Origin of the sequence: Ruegeria atlantica, assembly GCF_001458195.1 — a bacterium.
GTDB lineage: Bacteria > Pseudomonadota > Alphaproteobacteria > Rhodobacterales > Rhodobacteraceae > Ruegeria > Ruegeria atlantica.
The window spans coordinates 92694-115792 of sequence record NZ_CYPU01000073.1; the positions used below are offsets into that span (position 1 = coordinate 92694).

A 23099-nucleotide genomic window follows, 5' to 3' on the forward strand; every position below is an offset into this window, starting at 1 on the left:
AGCGGTTCGGGCATCAAACAAGATTGCCGTTTGCAACACTTATGGCGAAGTCTCGCCGAATTAGGGGGCAAAATGCGTACGGTTATCTTCGATCTGGACGGGACCTTGGCCGATACATCGGGCGATTTGCTGGCCGCCGCCAACCACTGTTTTCGGCATATGGGGCATGGGGATGTGTTGGTTCACGGCGAAGATGCAGGCGTTGCGTTGCGCGGTGGCCGAATGATGCTGACCCATGGGTTGAAACGGGTGGGCGCTTATGACGATGCAACGGTTCAAGACTACTACCCGATGCTGCTTGAAGCGTATTCCGACGATATCGACACGCATACCCATTTCTACCCTGGCGCGCTGGACGCAGTGGGATTGTTGAAGTCCGCAGGTTACGGGGTTGGCATCTGTACCAATAAGCCTGAAGCCTTGGCCCATCAGTTGCTCACGCAGATGGGAGTGCGTGACCTGTTTGCCTCTTTAGTTGGTGCAGACACGCTGTCGGTGCGCAAGCCTGATCCGGAACCGCTGCGTGAGGCTGCGCGCCGGGCGGGTGGTCATCCTGATTTATGTGTTCTGATTGGCGATTCCGACACTGACCGAAACACGGCCCGTGCCGCGGGTGTGCCGTCGGTATTGGTTACCTTCGGCCCGTCCGGCGATGATATGGCCGCGCTGGAACCCGAAGCTTTGCTGCACCATTTCCATGATTTGCCAGAATTGGTTGCAGAGTTGATTGGCGTGGCCGCGTAATCCCTTGACCCGAACGTTTTGCAGGACCAGAACACTCTTATGACCGAGATATTCACTGGCAGTTTCACCCAGCAGGAACCCATCCCCGAAGAGGCCGTTGAGGCCGCGCTGGCCGTACTGCGCCACGGGCGTCTGCATCGTTATAACGTCGTACCTGGCGAATTGGGCGAAACCGCCCTGCTGGAACAGGAATTTGCCGCCCAGACAGGTGCCAAATACTGTCTGGCCGTGTCCTCGGGCGGCTATGCGATGGCAACGGCACTGCGGGCCGTGGGGGTCAACCCGCGGGACCCGGTGCTGACGAACACGTTTACTCTGGCACCTGTGCCCGGATCTATTGCTTCGGTCAGTGCGCGCCCCGTTTTTGTCGGTGTGACCGAAGACCTTACGATTGATCTGGACGATCTCGAAACCAAGCTGGATCAGGCCCGCGTTTTGATGCTGAGCCATATGCGTGGCCATCTGTGTGACATGGATCGGCTGATGCAGATGTGCGATGCCGCACGTGTGACGGTGATCGAGGATTGCGCCCACACAATGGGCGCTGCGTGGCGTGGGCAGGTTTCGGGCCGGCAAGGCGCGATTGGCTGCTATTCCTGCCAGACCTACAAACACGTCAATTCGGGCGAGGGCGGCTTGCTTATCACCGACGACGAGGAACTGGCCGCAAAGGCAACGATGCTGTCGGGGTCCTACATGCTGTACGAACGCCACCTTGCGGCACCAGGGGCAGAGGTGTTTGAGCGGATCAAGTATCATACCCCCAATGTCTCGGGGCGAATGGATAATCTGCGGGCCGCAATCCTGCGCCCGCAATTGCGCGATCTGGATCGGCAGATCGAACGCTGGAACGAACGCTATTTCGAAATCGAAAAAGGCCTGCGCGATACGCCGGGTTTGAGCGTTGTAGATCGGCCAGGAGCCGAGACGTTTGTCGGTTCCTCGATCCAGTTCCTGTTGCTCGATTGGTCGGCAGAGCGGGTAAACGAGGTTATCCAGCGGTGCGCGGCCCGCGGGGTCGAGCTTAAGTGGTTCGGCGGGGCCGAGCCGAGCGGCTTTACGTCGCGCTATGACAGCTGGCGATATGCCGACAGCGCGCCGATGCCAAAAAGTGATCGAATTCTTGCCGGGATCGTCGACATGCGCGTTCCCTTGACCTTTTCGCTTGATGATTGCGCGCTGATCGCACGGATCATTCGGGCAGAGGTGAGCGCAGTGTATCAGTCGTAATCCAATCGAGTGCGCGTGACGCGCACGCTTTATTTGTATGAAACCGCCGCCCCGATCAGGGCGGCGGTTTGTTTTTGGGATGCCGTCGTTGACCCAATTCAGATTCGCTGCTATTTATTGAACAACTGTTCATTAATGCGAAAGAGGAGATCGCTTATGTTCACGGCGGCCATGCAATTTGATCTGGGCGAGGACGTGAATGCCCTGCGTGAAATGGTACACCGGTGGGCGCAGGAGCGGGTCAAGCCGATGGCGGGTGACATCGATGCCTCGAACGCATTTCCAAACGAGCTTTGGAAAGAGATGGGCGATCTGGGTTTGCTCGGCATCACTGTGTCCGAGGAATACGGTGGGGCAGGGATGTCCTATTTGGCCCACACTGTAGCTGTGGAAGAGGTTGCGCGGGCATCGGCCTCGGTCTCTCTGTCTTATGGCGCGCATTCGAACCTGTGCGTCAATCAGATCAAGCTGAACGGTAGTGACGAGCAAAAGGCGAAATACTTGCCGCGCCTGATCTCGGGCGAACATGTTGGTGCGTTGGCCATGTCCGAGGCTTCCGCCGGATCTGATGTTGTGTCGATGAAGTTGCGTGCTGAAAAACGCAATGATCACTACCGGCTGAACGGCAACAAATACTGGATCACCAACGGGCCGGACGCGGATACGCTGGTCGTATATGCCAAGACCAACCCGGAGGCTGGATCGAAGGGCATCACCGCGTTTCTGATTGAGAAGGAGATGAAGGGCTTCTCGACCTCGCCCCATTTCGACAAGTTGGGGATGCGCGGTTCGAACACGGCCGAGCTGATCTTTGAAGATGTCGAGGTGCCGTTCGAAAACGTTTTGGGCGAAGAAGGTAAGGGCGTGGCGGTTCTGATGTCCGGGCTGGATTACGAACGTGTGGTTCTGGCCGGAATTGGAACCGGCATCATGGCGGCCTGTCTGGATGAGATCATGCCTTATCTGGCAGAGCGTAAGCAGTTCGGCAAACCGATCGGCAGCTTCCAACTGATGCAGGGCAAGATCGCCGATATGTACACCGCGATGAATTCCGCACGGGCGTATGTCTATGAGGTCGCCAAGGCTTGTGACCGGGGGGATGTAACCCGTCAGGATGCGGCTGCGTGCTGTCTTTATGCTTCAGAACAGGGCATGTCGCAGGCGCATCAGGCTGTTCAGGCGATGGGTGGGGCAGGGTTCCTGTCTGACTCGGCAGTCAGCCGGATTTTCCGCGATGCCAAGCTGATGGAGATTGGCGCGGGCACCAGCGAAATCCGCCGGATGCTGATCGGGCGGGAACTGATGAACGAGATGCGCTGAGAGAAGAAAACGCTTCGCAGACGAGGGAACTGCGAAGCGCTTTCCTTGTAGGGATCAGAACTTATGAACGTAGGATACGCCGACAAGGAAGGGATCGATATCGGCTTTGCCGATCTTGGTTCCGTTCAGCTTGACGTCCGTGTCAATGTCGAACCAGCGTACGTTCAGACGGACAGCGCCATTTTCCGAGACCATGTAGTCCAGACCGGCCTGCAGCGAGACGCCGAAAGAGTCATCAACCTTCAGGTCACCCAGTGCGGACTGCTCGTCGAAGAAGATGGTGTAGTTCAGACCGGCACCGACATAGGGCTTCCATGCGCTGTTGGTCGGGAAGTGATAGTTAAGCGACAGGGTGGGCGGCAGGTGCTTGACGGTGCCAGCCTCGGTGCTTCCGCCCAGGGTTACGGTGTGCTTGAACGGTGTCGCGGCCAGCAGTTCGATGCCAAGATTGTCACGGATGAAATACTCGGCAGTGAAGATCGGGCGGGTGTCCGAGTCGATCTCGGCCTTTTGTCCGGCCAGCGTGCCATTGTCGGACTTGGGGTTGAGGTAACCGACACCGACACCGACGGTCCAATCACCCTGCGATTGGGCAAAGGCGGGGGCGGCAAGCGCCACCAGCGCGGTGGAAAGTGTCAAAGCGGCGAGTTTGTTGGTCATGGTCTTGCCTTTGGTTCAGTTGATGAGATTGAATTGACAGCCGCGCGGTCCGCGCACTCTGATCTGCATCAAATCTGTGTGAGAGGGTCATCGGAGGCTTCTCCGGTAAGGCCCTTGAAAATAGGGGAATTGCAGCGTGCCAGAAGCTAATCGCATACCGGGTTTGCGTTCAGCGGGGGGCTGGGACGTGCCATCTCGTCTGAACATGGCGCGCCAGTGTCTTGAGCACGCACCGGATCAGGTCGCCGTGATTGACTTGACAGGAATCGACGAGCGTCGCGTCACCTACGGGCAGCTTGCTGAAATGACAGACGGGATCGCGCGTGCGCTGTCGAAGAAAGTGCAGCCGGGGGATCGCGTGGGCGTGTTGCTCAGCCAGTCACCGTGGTGTGCGGCGGCGCATCTGGCGATCTGGAAAATCGGCGCGATCTCTGTGCCGTTGTTCAAACTATTCAAGCAAGATGCCCTGCGGTCTCGGGTGGGCGACGCCGGAGCGCAGGTTGTGCTGACCGACCCGGACGGCGCGACGCTGTTAGGCGACTTGGCAGAACCGCTCATGGCGGACCAGATTGGTGAAGACGGGGGCGTAGTTCCTTTTGCCGACACCGGGCCAGAGGATCCGGCGGTGTTGATCTATACATCCGGCACCACGGGCAGTCCGAAAGGTGCGTTGCATGGCCACCGGGTGCTGACCGGCCACCTGCCGGGGGTTTCGATCAGCCATAACAACCTGCGCGAAGGTGACTGCCTCTGGACACCGGCCGATTGGGCCTGGATCGGTGGGCTGTTCGATGTGTTGATGCCTGGTCTCGCGCTGGGCGTTCCGGTTGTAGCGGCCCGGCTGGACAAGTTCACCCCCGATGCCTGCGCCGATGTGATTGCGCGCGGTGGTGTGCGAAACGTGTTCTTTCCCCCAACGGCACTTCGAATGCTCAAGGCGGCGGATCAGGCACTTCCCGGGCTACGATCAGTCGCGTCCGGGGGTGAGCCGCTGGGGGCCGAGATGTTAGCCTGGGGGCAGGAGGCGTTCGGTCTAACGATCAACGAATTCTACGGGCAGACCGAATGCAACATGGTTGTCTCTTCCTGTTCAGATGACTTCCCGGTGCGGCCCGGCTGCATAGGCAAACCGGTCCCGGGGCACGAAATTGCGGTGATCGACGAGGACGGCAACCCGACCATTGATGAGGGTGACGTGGCCATCCGGCGAGGCTCGGCCTCAATACTGTTGGAGTATTGGAACCGGCCCGAAGCGACGGATGAGAAATTCCGTGGCGACTGGCTGATTACCGGCGACCGCGGTGTGTGGGAGGGTGAATACCTGCGTTTCGTAGGGCGCGACGATGATGTCATCACTTCGTCCGGTTATCGTATCGGCCCGGCAGAGATCGAGGATTGCCTGCTGACCCACCCGGCGGTAGCGACGGTCGGTGTGGTAGGCAAACCTGACAAGCTGCGGACCGAGATCGTCAAGGCATATGTGGTGTTGAAACCGAATGCTGAGGCTGAGGAACGAGAGTTGCAGGAGTGGGTCAAGGACCGCCTGGCGCATTATTCTTACCCTCGTGAAGTGGCTTTTGTGCAAGAGTTGCCTTTGACCGTGACCGGAAAAGTAATTCGTAAGGAGTTGAAGCGTCGCGCGTCTGAGGAGGGGAATCATGGCGGATAAGTCCAGTATCAGAACGGGAATTGAATTCAGCGCGACGGCAATTGCCGTCATTGGCGCTGCTTGGGCCGGTAAGTCATATTTCGAAAACTGGATGCAGGATACGATCGAAAAGGCGGTCGAGGATAAGGTTATCATACTCGAACAGCTGCAACTGGCGGACCTTCTAGCCTACTACGGCTATCCCGACGAGGCCATCGAAGAACTTAAGCTGATCAGCGACCGAATTACCGTCCTTGAAAGTGATAATAAACGCAAAATTGCATTCTACGACAGGTATTTGGACGCGGTCGCGCTTTCAGAAAATACGTTGAAATACGAACCGGAAATCCGGTTGCTCAAAGATGTGTTCAGCACCGTGATGCAGACAGACGGGTGGCATGACGAAAATCTGGCATATGTCTCGATGTTCCTGCCAGAGGCACGCGCAGACGATGCATTTTTTGACGCGCAGGTGATCGGGCGGCTTAACCTTGCGGTACATCAATACGAAGTCGAGAGCGACTTTGAGGGGCTTGAAAGTGCGTTTGATACCCTTGCGCTTGCCTATTTGTGTCGCGGCGATCAGGAAAGTGCGCAGGCTTCGATTGAACGCGCTGCCGAGATGATGCCATTCGACTATTTTCTGGTTTACCCGCTGATGGGCGCTGATGTGATTGCCGAAGATCCGGAGATCGAAAAGCTGAACGCTGTCTGCCCTCAAAACGTCTCCCGAGGCTATGGGGCGCTGCTGCAAGAGCTTTACTCGGGTGAGAATCCATTTCGCGACTTGATAAGAGAGTATTCTGAATGAAGCTGCAATCTGCTGCTCTGCCTTCGTCTCAAGGTTTTCAACAAAACCGCGCGGCTCATCTCGACGCGTTGGCGCAAATCGCCGACGCCGCCGACGTCGCACGCATGGGCGGAGGCGAGAAATCCCGCGCGCGACATGAATCGCGGGGCAAGATGCTGCCGCGTCGTAGGGTGGCGAACTTGCTCGATCCGGGCTCTCCGTTTTTGGAAATCGGCGCGACCGCAGCGCATGACATGTATAATAACGCGGCCCCCAGCGCCGGTGTGATTGCGGGTATCGGCCGGGTGCAGGGACAAGAGGTCATGGTGGTGTGCAACGATGCCACCGTGAAGGGCGGCACCTATTATCCGATGTCAGTCAAGAAGCACTTACGCGCGCAGGAGATAGCCGAAGAAAACCAACTGCCGTGTATTTATCTGGTCGACAGTGGCGGCGCGAACCTGCCCAATCAGGATGAGGTGTTTCCCGATCGGGATCACTTTGGCCGCATCTTCTATAACCAAGCGCGGATGAGCGCGAAGGGCATCCCGCAAATCGCTGTAGTGATGGGGTCGTGTACGGCTGGCGGGGCCTACGTGCCCGCGATGTCGGATGTAACGATCATCGTCAGGGAACAGGGCACCATCTTTCTCGCCGGACCACCTTTGGTCAAGGCCGCGACCGGTGAGGTGGTCAGCGCCGAAGATCTGGGGGGCGGAGATGTCCATACGCGCCTGTCCGGGGTGGCTGATTATCTGGCCGAGGATGACGCCCACGCACTGGCTTTGGCGCGGCGGGCTGTCGGATCGCTGAACCGGCGCAAGCCACAGACGGTGGATTGGGCCAACCCCGAGGATCCGGCCTATGACCCCGAAGAAATTCTGGGCGTCGTCCCTACCGAACTGCGCACACCTTATGACATCCGAGAGGTGATCGCGCGATTGGTCGATGGCTCGCGCTTTGACGAATTCAAGCCGCGCTTTGGTGAAACGCTGGTGACCGGGTTCGCTCATGTCAAAGGCTGCCCGGTCGGGATCATCGCCAATAACGGCGTGCTGTTTTCCGAGGCTGCACAGAAGGGCGCGCATTTTGTCGAGCTGTGTTCGCAGCGCAAAATTCCATTGGTGTTCCTGCAGAACATCACCGGCTTCATGGTTGGCCGCAAATACGAAAACGAAGGCATCGCGCGGCATGGGGCCAAGATGGTGACAGCGGTGGCCACAACCAATGTGCCGAAAATCACCATGCTGGTGGGTGGCTCGTTCGGAGCGGGGAACTACGGCATGTCGGGCCGGGCTTACCAACCGAGGTTCCTATGGACATGGCCGAACTCGCGCATTTCCGTGATGGGTGGAGAGCAGGCGGCGGGTGTTCTGGCTACCGTCAAGCGGGACGGGATTGAACGCCAAGGCGGAACTTGGTCGGCGGAAGAAGAGGCCGGCTTCAAGCGCCCCACGCTGGAGATGTTCGAAGAACAATCCCATCCGCTCTATGCCTCAGCGCGGCTGTGGGACGACGGAATTATCGACCCGCGCAAAAGCCGGGACGTGCTGTCCTTGTCGTTGAACGCGGCACTGAATGCGCCGATTGAGGAGACACGCTTTGGCGTGTTCAGGATGTAAGATGAGCACCGACCTGGAAAAAATAAAAGCGCGTTACCCCGATGCACAGACGTTCAAATTCGGCGACAGTGCAATCATGAGTGCCGAGCTTTTAGCGCTGGTTCGGGCAGGGCAAAAAACGGCAACCTGCGGCGCTCTGCGCGATTATCCCGAAGGTAGCCTTGATACCCCGGTTGTTGGGCGGCGCGATATTGCCCTTGAATGGGATGATCGTCCCGCATTGGTGATTGAGACGGTCGAGGTTTCGATCTGCCGCTATTGTGACATGACCGAAGACTTCGCCTTGGCCGAATGTGAAAACGAAACGTTAGACGGGTGGCGCGAGGATCACCGGCGTTACTTTGAGCGTAACGGCGGGTTTGATCCGGAGATGGAATTGCTTTGCGAACGGTTCCGCCTGATCGAAGACCTGGTGGATAAGGGCTAAACTATGTTCAAAAAAATCCTGATTGCCAACCGGGGCGAGATTGCTTGTCGGGTGATGGAAACCGCTCAGAAAATGGGTGTAACTTGCGTGGCTGTGTTTTCTGATGCTGATGCGTCGGCCAGGCATGTGCAGATGGCGGACGAAGCTGTTCATATTGGTGGTGCGGCGCCGGCCGAGAGCTATCTCAAGGGCGACGTGATCATTCAAGCCGCGCTCGATACCGGGGCGCAGGCGATCCATCCGGGTTATGGATTTCTCTCGGAAAACCCCGATTTCGTGGATGCGGTCGAGGCGGCTGGCCTGACCTTCATTGGCCCTTCGGCGAATGCGATCCGCAAGATGGGTCTCAAAGACGCGGCCAAGGTATTGATGGAGCAGGCGGGCGTGCCGGTTGTTCCGGGGTATCACGGCGACAATCAGGACCCCGAGCATCTGGCGGGTGCGGCCGACACGATTGGCTATCCGGTCCTGATCAAGGCCGTCGCGGGTGGCGGTGGCAAAGGCATGCGGCTGGTCGAGCGGCCCGCAGATTTTACCGAGGCATTGGACAGCGCCCGGGGTGAGGCCCGCACCGCATTTGGCAATGATGCTGTTCTGGTCGAGAAATTCGTCTCCAAGCCCCGCCATATCGAGGTTCAGGTGTTTGGCGACGGCACCCATGCGGTGCATCTGTTTGAACGCGACTGCTCGCTGCAACGGCGGCACCAGAAAGTGATTGAAGAAGCGCCGGCCCCCGGCATGACTGTTGAGATGCGCGAGGCGATGGGGCAGGCGGGCGTACGTGCCGCCGAGGCCATCGGTTACAAAGGCGCGGGGACGGTTGAATTCATCGTGGATGCCTCGGGCGGGCTGCGTCCGGACCGTTTCTGGTTCATGGAGATGAACACCCGCCTGCAGGTGGAGCATCCGGTGACCGAGGCGATCACCGGCGTCGACCTTGTCGAATGGCAGTTGCGTGTTGCGGCGGGCGAGAGCCTGCCGAAGCAGCAGAGTGACCTGTCGATCTCAGGCCATTCCTTCGAAGCGCGGCTTTATGCCGAGGACGTGCCAAAGGGCTTTCTGCCGGCGACCGGTACACTGACCCATCTGCGCTTCCCGGCGGCATGCCGCGCAGATAGCGGCGTGCGTGCGGGTGATACGATCAGCCCCTGGTATGATCCGATGATCGCGAAGGTGATCGTGCACGGCCCCACACGCGCTGTCGCATTGGAACAGTTGCACCGCGCCCTAAAAGGCACTGAGGTTGCGGGGACAGTCACGAACCTTTGCTTTCTGGGCGCACTGACGCGGCATCCGGGCTTTGCCGTCGGTGATGTTGATACTGGCCTGATTGGTCGCGATCTGGACGCGCTGGCCCGTGCAGAGCCGATCCCGGCGTCTTCGATCGTCGCGGCCGCGATGACGGCTTTGGATCTGGTGGATACAGATGAGGAAACAGGGTTTTCGCTGTGGGCCCCACTGCATCGCGCGGTCCAGTTGCGGGCAGGTGATGGTATTGATCTGGACGTTCAGGTAGAAGGTCAGAACCGTCAGGTCTGGCAGGTCCGAGAGCAAACGATCCTTGCCCAGCGCGGTCCGGGCGGTTGGATGATCGACGGAGCCCCTATGCCGCGCGTGTCTGTCTCGGGTTCGCAGATCACAGTCTTTGAAAACTATGGTCAAGTCCTGAAAATTGTTGATCCATTGGACCGCGACGCCGGTGCCGCTGGCGACACCAATGTGATTGAGGCCCCGATGCCGGGTCTGGTCAAAGCTGTCTTTGCGCAGGTGGGTCAAGCCGTGCAAGAAGGCGACCGGCTGGCAATCCTTGAAGCCATGAAAATGGAACATTCCCTGCAGGCTGCCCGTGACGGCATCGTTGCCGAAGTGCTGGCTGATGCCGGGGCGCAGGTCGAGGCTGGGGCCGCGTTGGTCCGGCTGGAGGAGGAATGAACTGTCCCCTTCTCGAACAACGTGGCACAGTCGGATCGAATGCGGCAATCAGAGAAGGACACAGCAATGGGTGAACGGGTCGAAATCTTCGAAGTAGGTCCGCGCGACGGTCTGCAAAACGAAAAGCGCGAAATTGCCGTGGCGGAAAAAGTGGCGCTGGTCGATTGCCTGAGCAAGGCCGGTTTTAACCGCATCGAAGTGGCCAGTTTTGTCTCGCCCAAATGGGTGCCGCAAATGGCGGGCAGCGCGGACGTGTTGGCCGGGATCAAACGGGCCGACGGCGTCCGGTATGGAGCGCTGACACCGAACATGCAGGGATACGAAGACGCTTTGGCCGCAAAGGCGGATGAGATCGCGGTATTCGCTTCGGCTTCGGAAGGGTTTTCAAAAGCCAATATCAACGCGACTATTGAAGAATCCATCGACCGCTTTGCCCCGATTCTTGAAGCTGCGCGCCACATCGACCTGCCAGTACGTGGGTATGTGTCCTGCGTGACTGATTGCCCCTATGACGGACCAACACCGCCCGAGAAAGTGGCTGAAGTTGCGGACCGGCTGTTCTCGTTGGGATGTTACGAAGTATCGCTGGGGGATACGATCGGGCAGGGCACGCCCGACACTATCGCCCATATGTTGCTGGCCGTGCGCGAACGCGTTCCGATGACGCGGCTGGCGGGGCATTTCCACGACACCAACGAGCGGGCCATCGACAATATCGACGCTGCGCTGGCGCTGGGCGTTCGGGTTTTCGACAGCGCCGTTGGCGGTTTGGGCGGGTGTCCTTACGCGCCGGGCGCCGCCGGAAACGTCGCCACCGAAGCTGTTGTGGCTCATTTGGAGCGGCTTGGATATCAGACCGGCCTCGACCTTGCGGTCATTGAAGAGGCCGCGCAGATGGCGCGCGCCATGCGATCCCAGTAAGGAGCGGACATGTTTGAAACGATTGCGGTGACCACGGACGCGCGCGGTGTGGCCACTCTGACCCTGAACCGTGCCGACAAGCACAACGCCATGTCGGCCCAGATGATCACCGATCTTACGCAAGCCGCGCACCAGCTTGGAACCGACGACGCCGTGCGTGTTGTTGTACTGACCGGTGCGGGCAAAAGCTTTTGTGCTGGCGGTGATCTTGGGTGGATGCAATCTCAGATGGCGGCAGAATCCGAGACCCGGTTTGTCGAGGCGCGTAAGCTGGCCGAAATGTTGCAGGCGCTGAACACGTTGCCCAAACCGCTAATCGGCGCGATCCACGGCAATGCCTTTGGCGGCGGTGTGGGATTGGCGTCGGTTTGTGACGTAACGATCGGAGTGGAAACGGTCAAAATGGGGCTGACAGAGACCAAGCTGGGGCTGATCCCGGCCACGATTGGCCCCTATGTCATCGCCCGCATGGGCGAAGCCCGCGCGCGGCGCGTGTTCATGTCGGCCCGGGTCTTCGAAGCCGCAGAAGCTGTAAAGCTGGGCCTGCTGGCCAGAATTGTGCCCGCTGCCGACCTGAATGATGCGGTTGAGTCCGAAGTCCTGCCCTATCTTACCTGTGCACCCGGCGCGGTGGCATCGGCCAAGCAATTGGTTCGCCAGCTGGGGCCGCGCATTGACGATGCCGTGATCGACCACACGATCCGCGAGCTGGTTGACAGGTGGGAAACCGAAGAGGCCAAGGAGGGAATCGGCGCATTCTTTGAAAAAAGAAAACCTGCATGGATTAGTAAGGTTTAGGCGCCACTTGTGATGTGGCCGCGATTGTGTGGGTGACCTTCTGGGACAGAGCTTCGATAAGTCGAATATTAACCCCCTGTGCGTTTGTGTTCGGTTGACCCTCTGACCCCGCAGGGATAGAGAATGTCCAGTCAACACGCCAATTGACGGCGCTCCCTTTCAGGGTATGCGCAGGAAAGGAGCTGTACGTGGAAGACCTATTGCGGGATTATCTCCCGATTCTGGTGTTTCTGGCCGTAGCTGTGGGCCTTGGAATCGTTTTGATTCTGGCGGCAGTCGTTCTGGCGGTCCGCAATCCCGACCCCGAGAAAGTCAGCGCATATGAATGTGGTTTCAACGCGTTCGATGATGCGCGGATGAAGTTTGATGTCCGGTTCTATCTGGTCGCGATTCTCTTCATCATATTCGACTTGGAAATCGCGTTTCTGTTCCCCTGGGCTGTCGGCTTCAAGGACATCAGCGATGTTGGCTTCTGGTCCATGATCGTGTTCCTGGGCGTTCTGACCATCGGCTTTGCCTATGAATGGAAGAAGGGGGCCCTGGAATGGGAGTGATGACGGGTGCAAACACCGCCGGCGTCGACAAAAAAGTCGCCACCCAGGCCCTAAATGCCGAGCTGCAGGACAAAGGGTTTCTGCTGACCTCGACCGAGGACATCATCAACTGGGCTCGCACCGGCTCGCTGCACTGGATGACTTTCGGTCTGGCCTGCTGCGCGGTTGAGATGATGCACACCTCGATGCCGCGTTACGATGCGGAACGGTTTGGCATCGCACCCCGTGCTTCCCCCCGTCAGTCGGACGTGATGATCGTGGCTGGCACCCTGACCAACAAGATGGCCCCCGCTCTGCGCAAAGTTTATGACCAGATGCCCGAGCCGCGCTATGTAATCTCAATGGGCTCCTGCGCCAATGGTGGCGGCTACTACCACTACTCATATTCAGTTGTGCGTGGCTGCGACCGTATTGTTCCAGTGGACATCTACGTCCCCGGCTGCCCCCCGACCGCTGAGGCGCTGCTGTACGGTCTGATGCAGTTGCAACGCAAAATCCGCCGTACCGGCACCATCGTGCGCTGAGGAGAGAGTTGATGAGCGAAGCACTCAAAGAACTCGGCACCCAGCTGGAGTTGAAGCGAACTGATTGTGTTCTGTCCTGGGACGTGACCCATGGTGAGTTGAACGTAGATGTGGCGCTGTCGAACGTTGTGGAATTCATTGAATTCCTGAAGTCCGACCGCGGCTGCCAGTTCTCCACGCTCGTCGATATCACCGGCGTCGACTACCCGGAACGGGCCAAGCGTTTTGACGTGGTTTATCACTTCCTGTCGATGTATCAGAACCAGCGTATCCGCCTGCGGGTCTCGATCCGCGAAGAGGACATGGTGCCTTCGATCGTGGATGTGCATCCCTCGGCCAATTGGTTTGAGCGCGAAGTGTTCGACATGTTCGGCATCTTGTTCTCAGGCCACCCGGATCTGCGGCGCATCCTGACCGACTATGGATTCCGTGGCTATCCGCTGCGCAAGGATTTCCCAACCACAGGATACACCGAAGTCCGATATGACGAGGCCCAAAAGCGCGTTGTGTATGAGCCGGTGTCGCTAGTCCAGGAATACCGTCAGTTCGATTTCATGTCCCCGTGGGAGGGCGCGAATTACATACTGCCGGGTGATGAAAAGCAGGAGGCCGAATAATGGGTGGCATTTGGTGGCTGATCCTGTCTGCGCTGACCATCATCCCGATGGTGAAGATATTGCCGTTTTTCGGGATCAATAAATTCTGGTGCCTTCTTTGTCTGGTTCCATTCGGCACGATCGCGTTGCTGTGGTGGGTCGGGCTTAAACTACAAGAGTTGGAGCGCCGATAAGATGCTGATGCTGCTGGGGGAACTGATCGCTTTGGGTGCGCTGGGGGTCCTGCTGGCAGGGGCTGCGGCCAAGGCTGCCGAGGCGGAAAAGGTCCGGGTTCGGGCTGATGCTAAAAAGAAACGGGGGCGTTGATGGACGGCTCAAGATACGATGATGGCAGCACGGACGCGCTGAGCGGTGAACAGAAGATCCGCAATTTCAACATCAACTTCGGCCCGCAACACCCTGCGGCGCATGGAGTTCTGCGTCTAGTGCTTGAGCTGGACGGCGAGATTGTCGAGCGTTGTGACCCGCATATCGGCCTGCTGCACCGTGGCACCGAAAAACTGATGGAAAGCCGGACGTATCTGCAAAACCTGCCGTATTTCGACCGTCTGGACTATGTGGCGCCGATGAACCAGGAACATGCTTGGTGTCTGGCCATCGAAAAGCTGACCGGTGTCGAAGTGCCGCGCCGGGGTTCGCTGATCCGGGTTCTATATTCCGAGATCGGGCGCATCCTGAACCACCTGCTGAACGTGACCACGCAAGCGATGGACGTCGGCGCGCTGACCCCGCCGTTGTGGGGTTTTGAAGAGCGCGAAAAGCTGATGGTTTTCTACGAACGTGCCTGCGGTGCCCGCCTGCACGCGGCCTATTTTCGCCCCGGCGGTGTCCATCAGGACTTGCCGCCAGAATTGCTGGACGATATCGAGACGTGGAGCCATGAGTTCCCCTCTGTTCTGAACGATATCGACGGCCTGTTGACTGAAAACCGCATCTTCAAGCAGCGCAACGCCGATATCGGTGTCGTGACCGAGGAAGATATTCAGAAATATGGTTTCTCGGGCGTGATGGTGCGCGGATCGGGGCTGGCATGGGACCTGCGACGTGCGCAGCCCTATGAGTGCTATGACGAGTTCGAATTCCAGATCCCCGTCGGCAAAAACGGCGACTGCTATGACCGCTATCTGGTGCGTATGGAAGAGATGCGTCAATCGCTGTCGATCATCCAGCAGGCCATTGTCAAAATCCGTGACTGCCCCGGTGACGTTCTGGCACGCGGCAAGATCACCCCGCCGAAACGCTCGGACATGAAAACCTCAATGGAAAGCCTGATTCATCACTTCAAGCTTTACACCGAAGGTTTCCATGTTCCCGCAGGTGAGGTTTATGCCGCCGTCGAAGCCCCAAAGGGTGAGTTCGGCGTCTATCTGGTCGCCGACGGCACTAACAAACCCTACCGCGCCAAGCTGCGCGCGCCGGGTTTCCTGCATCTGCAAGCCATGGACCATATCGCCGGGGGTCACCAACTGGCCGACGTCGCCGCGATCATCGGGACGATGGACGTCGTGTTCGGAGAGATTGACCGGTGAGACCCCTTGCTTTGATCCTGGCGCTTGCAGCCGCCACACCGTTGCAGGCCGCCTCGACCCATCCGACGGCAAAAGTGCTTGAGGTGATGCGCGAAAACGGCTGCCGGCTGGATGTATCGCGCGCCGAAGAAGCCTTATCTGCCCATGATTTGCGACCCGAAGATGTCAGCGCTGTGACAAATTCCTGGGCTGAACAGGGGGTGGCTGGGCTGGATGGCCCGACATTCGAAATTGCTCCGGCGATCTGCGGTGCGCATGGGCTTGCGCCAGAGGATACGGCGGGCCGTGCCGATGCGCTTTATGATTATGTGCGTCTGAACGGGTGTCGCGTGGTCGAAGAAGAAGCTCAGATCAAATTGCGCCCCGCCGGTTTTACACAGGCTGAAACGCCCGATCTGATTGCCCGCCTTGTCGATCAAGGTTGTGCGCATCAGGAAGACCCCTATGTTATCGCGATCGGAGATGCCTGCTAATGCTGCGCCGTCTGCACCCCGAACAACCTGAAAGCTTTGCCTTCACTGCTGCCAACCAGCAGTGGGCCACAGCACAGATCACCAAATACCCTGACGGCCGTCAGGCCAGCGCGGTTATCCCGCTGCTTTGGCGCGCGCAGGAACAAGAAGGCTGGCTGAGCCGGCCCGCGATTGAATCCGTCGCCGACATGTTGGGCATGGCCTATATCCGCGTGCTCGAGGTTGCGTCGTTCTACTTCATGTTCCAACTGCAACCGGTAGGAACTGTCGCGCATATTCAGGTCTGCGGAACGACCTCCTGCATGATCTGTGGGGCCGAAGACCTGATCGCGGTTTGCAAGGAGAAGATCGCTGCCAAACCGCATGAGCTTTCAGTTGATGGCAAATTGAGTTGGGAAGAGGTGGAATGCCTCGGGTCCTGCACCAATGCACCGATGGCTCAGATCGGCAAGGACTATTACGAAGATCTGACTGCTGACAGTTTTAGCAAGATTATTGACGATCTGGCCACCGGCAAGGTGCCAACGCCGGGTCCGCAGAATGGCAGATACGCAGCAGAACCGCTGAGCGGTCTGACCAGCCTCACGGACTACGATGCCGGAAAACCGCAGTACAATGCCAGTGTTGAACTCGCCGAAGATCTTGGGGATACGGTCAAACGCATCAACGGGACCGAGGTTCCGATCCTGACGCCATGGCTGGGCAAAGACGGCAAGGCTGCGGCGACCAAGGCCGCGCCAAAGCCACCAAAGGCGCCGGCACCCGCTAAATCCGCCGTGAAGCAGGCGGAAGAGGCAAAGAAGGCCCAGATCAAAGAGGATCAGCCCGAAACTCTGACTGCCGCGCGGGATGACAACGCGGATGACCTCAAGATGCTAAAAGGGGTCGGGCCCAAGCTTGAACAGACGCTGAACGAACTTGGCTTTTTCCACTTCGACCAGATCGCTGCATGGACGCAGGAACAGGTGGCCTGGGTAGATGCGCGGCTGAGGTTCAAGGGCCGGATCGAGCGGGACGGTTGGATCGAACAAGCAGCCCAACTGGCGACAGGCAAAGAAACCGAATTTGCAAAACGTGCCAAGGAAGACGGCACCTACGAAGACTGAATGGGATGGTGCCCGTTCGGGGTATCAAGGTGAGATGGACAAAGAAAAAGAACAGGCCATGGCCCGCAAGGGCCGACATATCGGGGTGGTCATCGCGGTGACCATGCTGTTGTGGCTTGCCATTTCGTTGTTCATCGGCCCGGCACTGGGATTGCCTGGGCGCTATGCGCTGCTGTTTGATTTCGCCGCTCTGGCGGGGTTCATCTATGCGGGCGTGAACATTTTTCAACTCTGGCGCATGCGTCAGGACAGCTGAAGGTAAGACACGATGCTGAAGGATCAGGACAGGATCTTTACCAATATCTACGGGATGCACGAGCGCACTTTGAAGGGCGCGCAGGCCCGCGGGCATTGGGACGGCACAGCTGGCCTGATCGGAAACGGGCGTGACTGGATCATCCAGACGATGAAGGACTCAGGGCTTCGCGGTCGCGGCGGCGCGGGTTTCCCAACAGGTCTGAAATGGTCGTTCATGCCCAAGGAAAGTGACGGTCGCCCCGCATATCTGGTGGTGAACGCGGACGAATCCGAGCCCGGCACCTGCAAAGACCGTGAGATTATGCGCCACGATCCGCATACGCTGATCGAAGGCTGCCTGATCGCGTCTTTCGCGATGAATGCGCATACCTGTTATATCTACCTGCGTGGTGAGTACATTCGCGAGCGTGAGGCACTGCAGGCCGCGATTGATGAGGCCTATGATGCCGGATTGCTGGGCAAAAACGCCGCCGGTTCGGGTTGGGATTTCGACCTGTTTCTGCATCACGGGGCCGGGGCGTATATCTGCGGTGAGGAAACAGCCCTGATCGAAAGCCTTGAGGGCAAGAAGGGCATGCCGCGCATGAAACCACCGTTCCCGGCGGGGGCGGGCCTCTATGGCTGCCCGACCACGGTGAATAACGTGGAATCTATCGCCGTTGTGCCAACAATCTTGCGCCGTGGTGCGGATTGGTTCGCGGGCTTTGGCCGCCAGAACAATGCGGGCACCAAACTGTTTGCGATCTCGGGCCATGTAAACAACCCCTGTGTTGTCGAAGAGGCGATGTCGATCCCGTTTGAGCAACTGATCGAAACCCATTGCGGCGGCATTCGTGGCGGTTGGGACAACCTGCTGGCGGTGATCCCCGGTGGTTCTTCGGTGCCTTGTGTGCGCGGTGAAGACATGCGCGACGCCATCATGGATTTCGACCATTTGCGCAATGATCTGGGGTCCGGCCTGGGGACAGCGGCTGTAATCGTGATGGACAAGTCTACGGACATCATCAAAGCGATCTGGCGTTTGTCGAAGTTCTACAAACATGAAAGCTGTGGTCAGTGTACTCCTTGCCGCGAAGGCACCGGCTGGATGATGCGCGTGATGGACCGCCTGGTGCGGGGTGAGGCCGAACTGGAAGAGATCGACATGTTGTTTGACGTGACCAAGCAGGTCGAAGGCCACACGATCTGTGCTTTGGGCGATGCTGCCGCCTGGCCGATCCAGGGCCTGATCCGCAACTTCCGCGAAGAGATTGAAGACCGTATCAAGGCCCAGAAATCGGGCCGTATGGGCGCGATGGCGGCGGAGTGATCAAGTTGCGGGATAACGGATCAAACCCAAACCAAGTTGAGATCAGGGAGTTGAACTAATGGAATCTTTTGCTGAGTATTCACATGCAATCGCATCCCTCGTGGTCTTTACGTTGATCATTCTGGCGCTTGCGCCGTTTTCCGCGCTGGCCAAACAGGGCAAGGGCTTGGCCCCCGGGGCAAGGCCGGAACAGGACTATTCCGACAAGGCGTATCGCCTGAACCGGGCTTATCTGAACGGGACCGAGACGTTGCCGGCCTATATCTCTGTCACGGTCGCGGCCATGTTGCTTGGGGTTAGCCCGTTCTGGGTGAACCTTTTGGCATCGGTCGCTCTGATTGCGCGCATCGTCATGTTGGTTATTCACATGCGTGGTATTGGACAACCGCACAGCGGCGTTCGATCGGTATCCTACGTTGTCGGATGGGCCTGCATGGTTGTGATGGGCTTCATGGCATTGGTGGCGGCGTTCTAATGGAAAAGAAAGGTACTTATCCGTTGACTGGATCAAAATTCAGGATGGGACGTGTGGTACTGACCGCCGCTTTGGGTGCCGCAGTTTTTGTCTCGGCCTGCGGCACGTCGTCCAGTGACCGAATCCTCTTTGATGGCAAGGCCTTCCGGGCCAAAGCGAAGGCCGTCGACAAAAGGAACGCTCCGACGGATTTTACGGTTGTGGTGAACGGCGTGTCCGCGTCTTTGGATGGCGCGCGCGAAGCGGGGCGGCACGAAGGAACCAAATTCTGTATCGACGCCTTTGGGACTTCTAAAATCAACTGGAAAGTCGGACCCGACACCGAACCGCAGAATTTGCGCATTACCGACAATAAATTGACCTTTACAGGAACCTGCCAGCGACCATGAACCGGTTTTTCGCATATCAGAGGGTGACGCAGGGCGTGTTATTGAATAGCGCGCCAGTTCTGGATCGTTTTGGCCTGTCCAAGACGAAAGGATTTGTCATGTCTGGTGTGAAACTGCTTATTGTGTTGTCTGTTCTGGCTATCCCGGCCACGGCCGAAGCCAAACCGCCCTTGCGCGAAGTCAAAGAGATTGACGACGAACTCTATTACATCGCTATCGCAAACGAGATTTCGGATTACTGCCCGTCGATCAGCGGGCGCAGGTTGAAGGCGATTGGCGTGATGTGGGGGCTCAAGTCCAAAGCGAACAGTTTGGGGTATTCGGACGGCGAAATCCGCGCTTACGTGGAATCGGATGCCGAAAAGGACCGGATGCGTGCCATAGGCGAGACGTATCTGGCCGCGAACGGTGTGTCTTATGACAATCCCAAATCTTTCTGCACGCTGGGGCAGTCAGAGATTGAAAGAAACAGCGCCATTGGCGTGTATTTGAGGGCGAACTAGACCATGTCTGACCTCCGCAAAGTGAATATCGACGGGCAGGAAATCGAAGTCGATGGTGCGATGACGCTGATCCAGGCCTGTGAACAGGCCGGGGTCGAGGTGCCGCGCTTTTGCTATCACGAGCGTCTGTCGATTGCCGGGAATTGCCGGATGTGTCTGGTCGAAGTTGTCGGCGGCCCGCCCAAACCTGCGGCGTCGTGTGCAATGCAGGTGCGCGATCTGCGCCCGGGACCGGAAGGTCAGCCGCCAGAGGTCAAGACGAACTCGCCCATGGTCAAGAAAGCGCGCGAAGGGGTGATGGAGTTCCTGCTTATCAACCACCCGCTGGACTGCCCGATCTGTGATCAGGGTGGGGAGTGTGACCTGCAGGATCAGGCGATGGCGTATGGTGTGTCGGGCTCGCGCTTCAAGGAAGCCAAGCGCGCCGTGGACGATCTGGATCTGGGGCCGCTGGTCGGAACAGCGATGACCCGCTGCATCAGCTGCACCCGTTGCGTGCGCTTTACGACCGAGGTCGCCGGGATCACACAGATGGGTCAGACCGGTCGCGGCGAAGATGCCGAGATCACTTCTTATCTGAACCAGACGTTAAATTCGAACCTGCAGGGCAATATCATTGACCTGTGCCCGGTTGGGGCGCTGACTTCGAAGCCCTACGCCTTCACTGCGCGCCCTTGGGAGTTGACCAAGACTGAGAGCATCGACGTCATGGATGCCCTGGGCTCGAACGTTCGTGTCGATACCAAAGGGCGCGAAGTCATGCGCTTTCTTCCGCGCAACCATGACGGTGTGAACGAGGAATGGATCAGCGACAAGACCAGGTTTGTCTGGGATGGCCTGCGTCGCCAGCGTTTGGATAAGCCGTACGTGCGTGAAAATGGCAAGCTACGCCCGGCCTCGTGGCCTGAGGCATTGACCAAAGCGGCAGAGGCACTGAAAGAGGCCGAAAAGCCGGCGGGTATCGTTGGTGATCTCGCTCCGGTCGAGGCCGCGTTCGCGCTAAAGAAATTGATCGATGGGCAGGGCGGTGTTGTTGAATGCCGAACCGATGGGGCCAAGCTGCCTGCGGGGAATCGCGGTGCCTATGCCGGGACGGCCTCGATAGAAGATATCGACACAGCCGAGCGAATTCTGCTGATCGGAACGAACCCACGCGACGAAGCTCCGGTTCTGAACGCGCGTATCCGCAAGGCCTGGGCACATGGCGCCGAGGTGGCTTTGGTCGGGCCTGCAGCCGATCTGACCTACGCGTATCACCATATGGGAGAAGACCGCGCAGCATTGCAAAAGGTCCTCGACATGGGCGGCGATGATGAGATCAAGGGCAAAGCCTCGCTGGTCATCGTCGGGCAGGGTGCTTTGCTCGAAGCGGATGGCGCAGCTGTCCTGGCCGCCGCGCAAGCCATTGCGGCCAATACCGAAAGTGGACTGCTTGTTCTGCATACCGCAGCGTCTCGTGTGGGTGCGATGGATGTGGATGCCACCAACGAAAATGGCATGGATGCCGTAAGTGCGGCTGACGTGATCTACAATCTCGGCGCGGATGAGATCGAAATCGGCGAAGGGGCCTTTGTGATCTATCAGGGCAGCCATGGTGATCGTGGCGCGCATCGTGCAGACGTGATCCTGCCGGGTGCCGCATACACAGAGGAAAACGGGCTGTTCGTGAATACCGAAGGCCGACCACAACTGGCGATGCGAGCTGGATTTGCCCCCGGTGAGGCCAAGGAAAACTGGGCCATCCTGCGGGCTTTGTCGGCGGAATTGGGCGCAACACTGCCCTTCGACTCACTTTCGCAACTGCGTACCGCTTTGATCGAAGCCGTCCCACATCTGGCCCAGATCGACCAAGTGATTGAGAATGAGGTCCAGCCACTAGATGCCGATCCTCTGGGTCAGGCTACGTTCCGCACTGCAGTTAAAGACTTCTACCTGACCAACCCGATTGCACGGGCGTCGCAACTGATGGCCGAGCTGTCTGCTCAGGCGCAGTCACGGAACGCCGGGAAGATCGCGGCGGAATGAATACAGCACGTTTCATATCGCTTTCAGAAGCCAACACCGCCGCCTGCGGTATGGGCATCAGGGAATTGCGCATGAAACGCAATGAAAAAGGTAGTGCGATGGCTGTGGATGCTGTTTACACCTATGCGCCGACCCAACCGCAAGATGCGCAGGCCCTTGGCCTGATCATCACCCGCGAAAAATTGAATACCCACGGTGTGAGGACCAATGGCTGATTTCTTTAACACCCCAGGCGGAATAGCCATCATCATTCTGGCGCAAGTGCTTGCAGTTGTTGCCTTCGTGATGATTTCGCTGTTGTTCCTTGTTTACGGCGACCGCAAGATCTGGGCCGCCGTCCAAATGCGCCGCGGCCCCAACGTGGTTGGTGTCTATGGACTGCTGCAATCGGTGGCTGACGCCTTGAAGTACGTGGTAAAAGAGGTGGTCATACCCGCCGGGGCCGACCGCACAGTGTTCATCCTCGCTCCGCTGACCTCATTCGTATTGGCGATGATCGCCTGGGCCGTGATCCCATTCAATGATGGCTGGGTGTTGTCGGATATCAATGTCGCAATCCTGTATGTCTTTGCCGTGTCCTCACTGGAAGTTTATGGCGTGATTATGGGCGGTTGGGCCTCGAACTCAAAGTACCCTTTCCTTGGATCATTGCGCTCTGCGGCTCAGATGATTTCCTATGAAGTCTCCATTGGCCTGATTATTATTGGGCTTATCATCTCAACCGGTTCCATGAACTTCGGCCACATTGTTGAGGCGCAGGATGGCCGGTTCGGTTTCTTCAGCTGGTACTGGTTGCCGCATTTCCCGATGGTTTTCCTGTTCTTCATCTCGGCTTTAGCGGAAACCAACCGTCCACCGTTCGACCTGCCCGAGGCGGAATCGGAACTGGTTGCGGGCTATCAGGTTGAATACTCGGCCACGCCTTTCCTGTTGTTCATGGCCGGTGAGTATATCGCTATCTTCCTGATGTGTGCGCTGACCACGCTGCTGTTCTTCGGCGGCTGGCTGTCCCCGATCCCAGGCCTGCCTGACGGCGTTCTGTGGATGGTCGCTAAGATGGCGTTCTTCTTCTCCCTCTTTGCGATGGTCAAGGCGATCACACCGCGCTACCGCTATGACCAGCTGATGCGGCTGGGTTGGAAAGTCTTCCTGCCCTTCTCGCTGGCCTGGGTAGTCTTCGTGGCCTTTGCGGCAAAATTCGACTGGTTCTGGGGCGCGTTCGCCCGTTGGAGCGTAGGAGGCTGA

The 23099-nt window shown here is 58.3% G+C and carries 27 protein-coding genes; 26 read left to right on the forward strand and 1 reads right to left on the reverse strand.

All coding sequences use genetic code 11. The features are described from left to right. Positions 1-72 precede the first annotated feature (72 nt). The 3 genes from RUA4292_RS22435 to RUA4292_RS22445 all read left to right on the forward strand — a co-directional run bounded on the left by RUA4292_RS22435 (position 73) and on the right by RUA4292_RS22445 (position 3294). On the forward strand, positions 73-744 hold the full coding sequence (locus RUA4292_RS22435; protein WP_058279614.1) for an HAD-IA family hydrolase: 672 nt from the start codon (positions 73-75) through the stop codon (positions 742-744). A 39-nt stretch (positions 745-783) separates the two neighbouring features. Next, a complete protein-coding gene (locus RUA4292_RS22440; RefSeq protein WP_058279615.1) occupies positions 784-1974 on the forward strand; it encodes a DegT/DnrJ/EryC1/StrS family aminotransferase in 1191 nt (396 codons plus the stop codon). A gap of 156 nt (positions 1975-2130) precedes the next feature. Continuing rightward, entirely contained in the window at positions 2131-3294 is a 1164-nt protein-coding gene (locus RUA4292_RS22445) for an isovaleryl-CoA dehydrogenase (protein WP_058279616.1), read from the forward strand. Between the two features lie 54 nt (positions 3295-3348). Here the strand turns inward: RUA4292_RS22445 and RUA4292_RS22450 are convergent, their stop codons facing one another. Further along, a complete protein-coding gene (locus RUA4292_RS22450; protein WP_058279617.1) occupies positions 3349-3954 on the reverse strand; it encodes an OmpW/AlkL family protein in 606 nt (201 codons plus the stop codon). A 205-nt stretch (positions 3955-4159) separates the two neighbouring features. On the opposite strand from RUA4292_RS22450, the gene RUA4292_RS22455 reads away from it, so the two are divergent. The 23 genes from RUA4292_RS22455 to nuoH all read left to right on the forward strand — a co-directional run bounded on the left by RUA4292_RS22455 (position 4160) and on the right by nuoH (position 23099). Beyond that, on the forward strand, positions 4160-5623 hold the full coding sequence (locus RUA4292_RS22455) for an AMP-binding protein (protein WP_082637231.1): 1464 nt from the start codon (positions 4160-4162) through the stop codon (positions 5621-5623). Further along, positions 5613-6413 (forward strand): hypothetical protein, encoded by an 801-nt coding sequence (locus RUA4292_RS22460; protein WP_058279619.1) that lies wholly within the window; start codon positions 5613-5615, stop codon positions 6411-6413. The genes RUA4292_RS22455 and RUA4292_RS22460 overlap by 11 nt, the downstream gene beginning before the upstream one ends. After that, positions 6410-8014 (forward strand): carboxyl transferase domain-containing protein, encoded by a 1605-nt coding sequence (locus RUA4292_RS22465; RefSeq protein ID WP_058279620.1) that lies wholly within the window; start codon positions 6410-6412, stop codon positions 8012-8014. Before RUA4292_RS22460 ends, RUA4292_RS22465 begins: the two co-directional genes overlap by 4 nt. A 1-nt stretch (position 8015) precedes the next feature. Further along, positions 8016-8441, forward strand: coding sequence for an ASCH domain-containing protein (locus tag RUA4292_RS22470; RefSeq protein WP_058279621.1), 426 nt, complete (start codon positions 8016-8018; stop codon positions 8439-8441). Between the two features lie 3 nt (positions 8442-8444). Continuing rightward, complete coding sequence (locus RUA4292_RS22475; protein WP_058279622.1) at positions 8445-10373, forward strand: acetyl/propionyl/methylcrotonyl-CoA carboxylase subunit alpha; 1929 nt, start codon at positions 8445-8447, stop codon at positions 10371-10373. 66 nt (positions 10374-10439) lie between these two features. Further along, positions 10440-11294 carry a hydroxymethylglutaryl-CoA lyase gene (locus tag RUA4292_RS22480; RefSeq protein WP_058279623.1) on the forward strand — a complete coding sequence of 285 codons (855 nt, stop codon included), beginning with the start codon at positions 10440-10442 and terminating at the stop codon, positions 11292-11294. A 9-nt stretch (positions 11295-11303) separates the two neighbouring features. Next, positions 11304-12092, forward strand: coding sequence for a crotonase/enoyl-CoA hydratase family protein (locus RUA4292_RS22485; protein ID WP_058279624.1), 789 nt, complete (start codon positions 11304-11306; stop codon positions 12090-12092). Positions 12093-12280: 188 nt separating this feature from the next. Next, positions 12281-12646 carry an NADH-quinone oxidoreductase subunit A gene (locus tag RUA4292_RS22490; protein WP_058279625.1) on the forward strand — a complete coding sequence of 122 codons (366 nt, stop codon included), beginning with the start codon at positions 12281-12283 and terminating at the stop codon, positions 12644-12646. After that, entirely contained in the window at positions 12637-13170 is a 534-nt protein-coding gene (locus RUA4292_RS22495; protein ID WP_058279626.1) for a NuoB/complex I 20 kDa subunit family protein, read from the forward strand. The genes RUA4292_RS22490 and RUA4292_RS22495 overlap by 10 nt, the downstream gene beginning before the upstream one ends. Positions 13171-13181: 11 nt before the next feature. Then, positions 13182-13787: an NADH-quinone oxidoreductase subunit C gene (locus RUA4292_RS22500; RefSeq protein ID WP_058274390.1), complete on the forward strand. Its 606-nt coding sequence runs from the start codon at positions 13182-13184 to the stop codon at positions 13785-13787. Beyond that, positions 13787-13960: a hypothetical protein gene (locus RUA4292_RS25040; RefSeq protein ID WP_058274391.1), complete on the forward strand. Its 174-nt coding sequence runs from the start codon at positions 13787-13789 to the stop codon at positions 13958-13960. Before RUA4292_RS22500 ends, RUA4292_RS25040 begins: the two co-directional genes overlap by 1 nt. A gap of 1 nt (position 13961) precedes the next feature. Next, positions 13962-14093: a hypothetical protein gene (locus tag RUA4292_RS25510; RefSeq protein ID WP_267885496.1), complete on the forward strand. Its 132-nt coding sequence runs from the start codon at positions 13962-13964 to the stop codon at positions 14091-14093. Continuing rightward, on the forward strand, positions 14093-15316 hold the full coding sequence (locus tag RUA4292_RS22510) for an NADH-quinone oxidoreductase subunit D (protein WP_199520034.1): 1224 nt from the start codon (positions 14093-14095) through the stop codon (positions 15314-15316). The genes RUA4292_RS25510 and RUA4292_RS22510 overlap by 1 nt, the downstream gene beginning before the upstream one ends. After that, positions 15313-15789: a hypothetical protein gene (locus RUA4292_RS22515; protein ID WP_145975044.1), complete on the forward strand. Its 477-nt coding sequence runs from the start codon at positions 15313-15315 to the stop codon at positions 15787-15789. Before RUA4292_RS22510 ends, RUA4292_RS22515 begins: the two co-directional genes overlap by 4 nt. Beyond that, positions 15789-16895 (forward strand): NADH-quinone oxidoreductase subunit NuoE, encoded by a 1107-nt coding sequence (gene nuoE / locus RUA4292_RS22520; RefSeq protein WP_058279629.1) that lies wholly within the window; start codon positions 15789-15791, stop codon positions 16893-16895. Before RUA4292_RS22515 ends, nuoE begins: the two co-directional genes overlap by 1 nt. Positions 16896-16929: 34 nt before the next feature. Then, the gene (locus RUA4292_RS22525) at positions 16930-17151 is read left to right on the forward strand and encodes a DUF5337 domain-containing protein (RefSeq protein WP_058274396.1); all 222 of its coding nucleotides are present in this window, start codon (positions 16930-16932) and stop codon (positions 17149-17151) included. A 12-nt stretch (positions 17152-17163) separates the two neighbouring features. Further along, positions 17164-18462, forward strand: a complete 1299-nt coding sequence (gene nuoF / locus RUA4292_RS22530; protein ID WP_058279630.1) for an NADH-quinone oxidoreductase subunit NuoF — start codon at positions 17164-17166, stop codon at positions 18460-18462. Positions 18463-18520: 58 nt separating this feature from the next. After that, positions 18521-18937 carry an MAPEG family protein gene (locus RUA4292_RS22535; protein WP_058279631.1) on the forward strand — a complete coding sequence of 139 codons (417 nt, stop codon included), beginning with the start codon at positions 18521-18523 and terminating at the stop codon, positions 18935-18937. Next, positions 18937-19326, forward strand: a complete 390-nt coding sequence (locus tag RUA4292_RS22540; RefSeq protein WP_233493527.1) for a hypothetical protein — start codon at positions 18937-18939, stop codon at positions 19324-19326. The genes RUA4292_RS22535 and RUA4292_RS22540 overlap by 1 nt, the downstream gene beginning before the upstream one ends. Beyond that, positions 19323-19829: a DUF5333 domain-containing protein gene (locus tag RUA4292_RS22545; RefSeq protein WP_158507081.1), complete on the forward strand. Its 507-nt coding sequence runs from the start codon at positions 19323-19325 to the stop codon at positions 19827-19829. The genes RUA4292_RS22540 and RUA4292_RS22545 overlap by 4 nt, the downstream gene beginning before the upstream one ends. A gap of 3 nt (positions 19830-19832) precedes the next feature. Further along, entirely contained in the window at positions 19833-21854 is a 2022-nt protein-coding gene (nuoG, locus tag RUA4292_RS22550; RefSeq protein ID WP_058279632.1) for an NADH-quinone oxidoreductase subunit NuoG, read from the forward strand. Then, on the forward strand, positions 21851-22069 hold the full coding sequence (locus tag RUA4292_RS22555; RefSeq protein ID WP_058279633.1) for a hypothetical protein: 219 nt from the start codon (positions 21851-21853) through the stop codon (positions 22067-22069). The genes nuoG and RUA4292_RS22555 overlap by 4 nt, the downstream gene beginning before the upstream one ends. Continuing rightward, positions 22062-23099 carry an NADH-quinone oxidoreductase subunit NuoH gene (gene nuoH, locus RUA4292_RS22560; RefSeq protein ID WP_058279634.1) on the forward strand — a complete coding sequence of 346 codons (1038 nt, stop codon included), beginning with the start codon at positions 22062-22064 and terminating at the stop codon, positions 23097-23099. Before RUA4292_RS22555 ends, nuoH begins: the two co-directional genes overlap by 8 nt.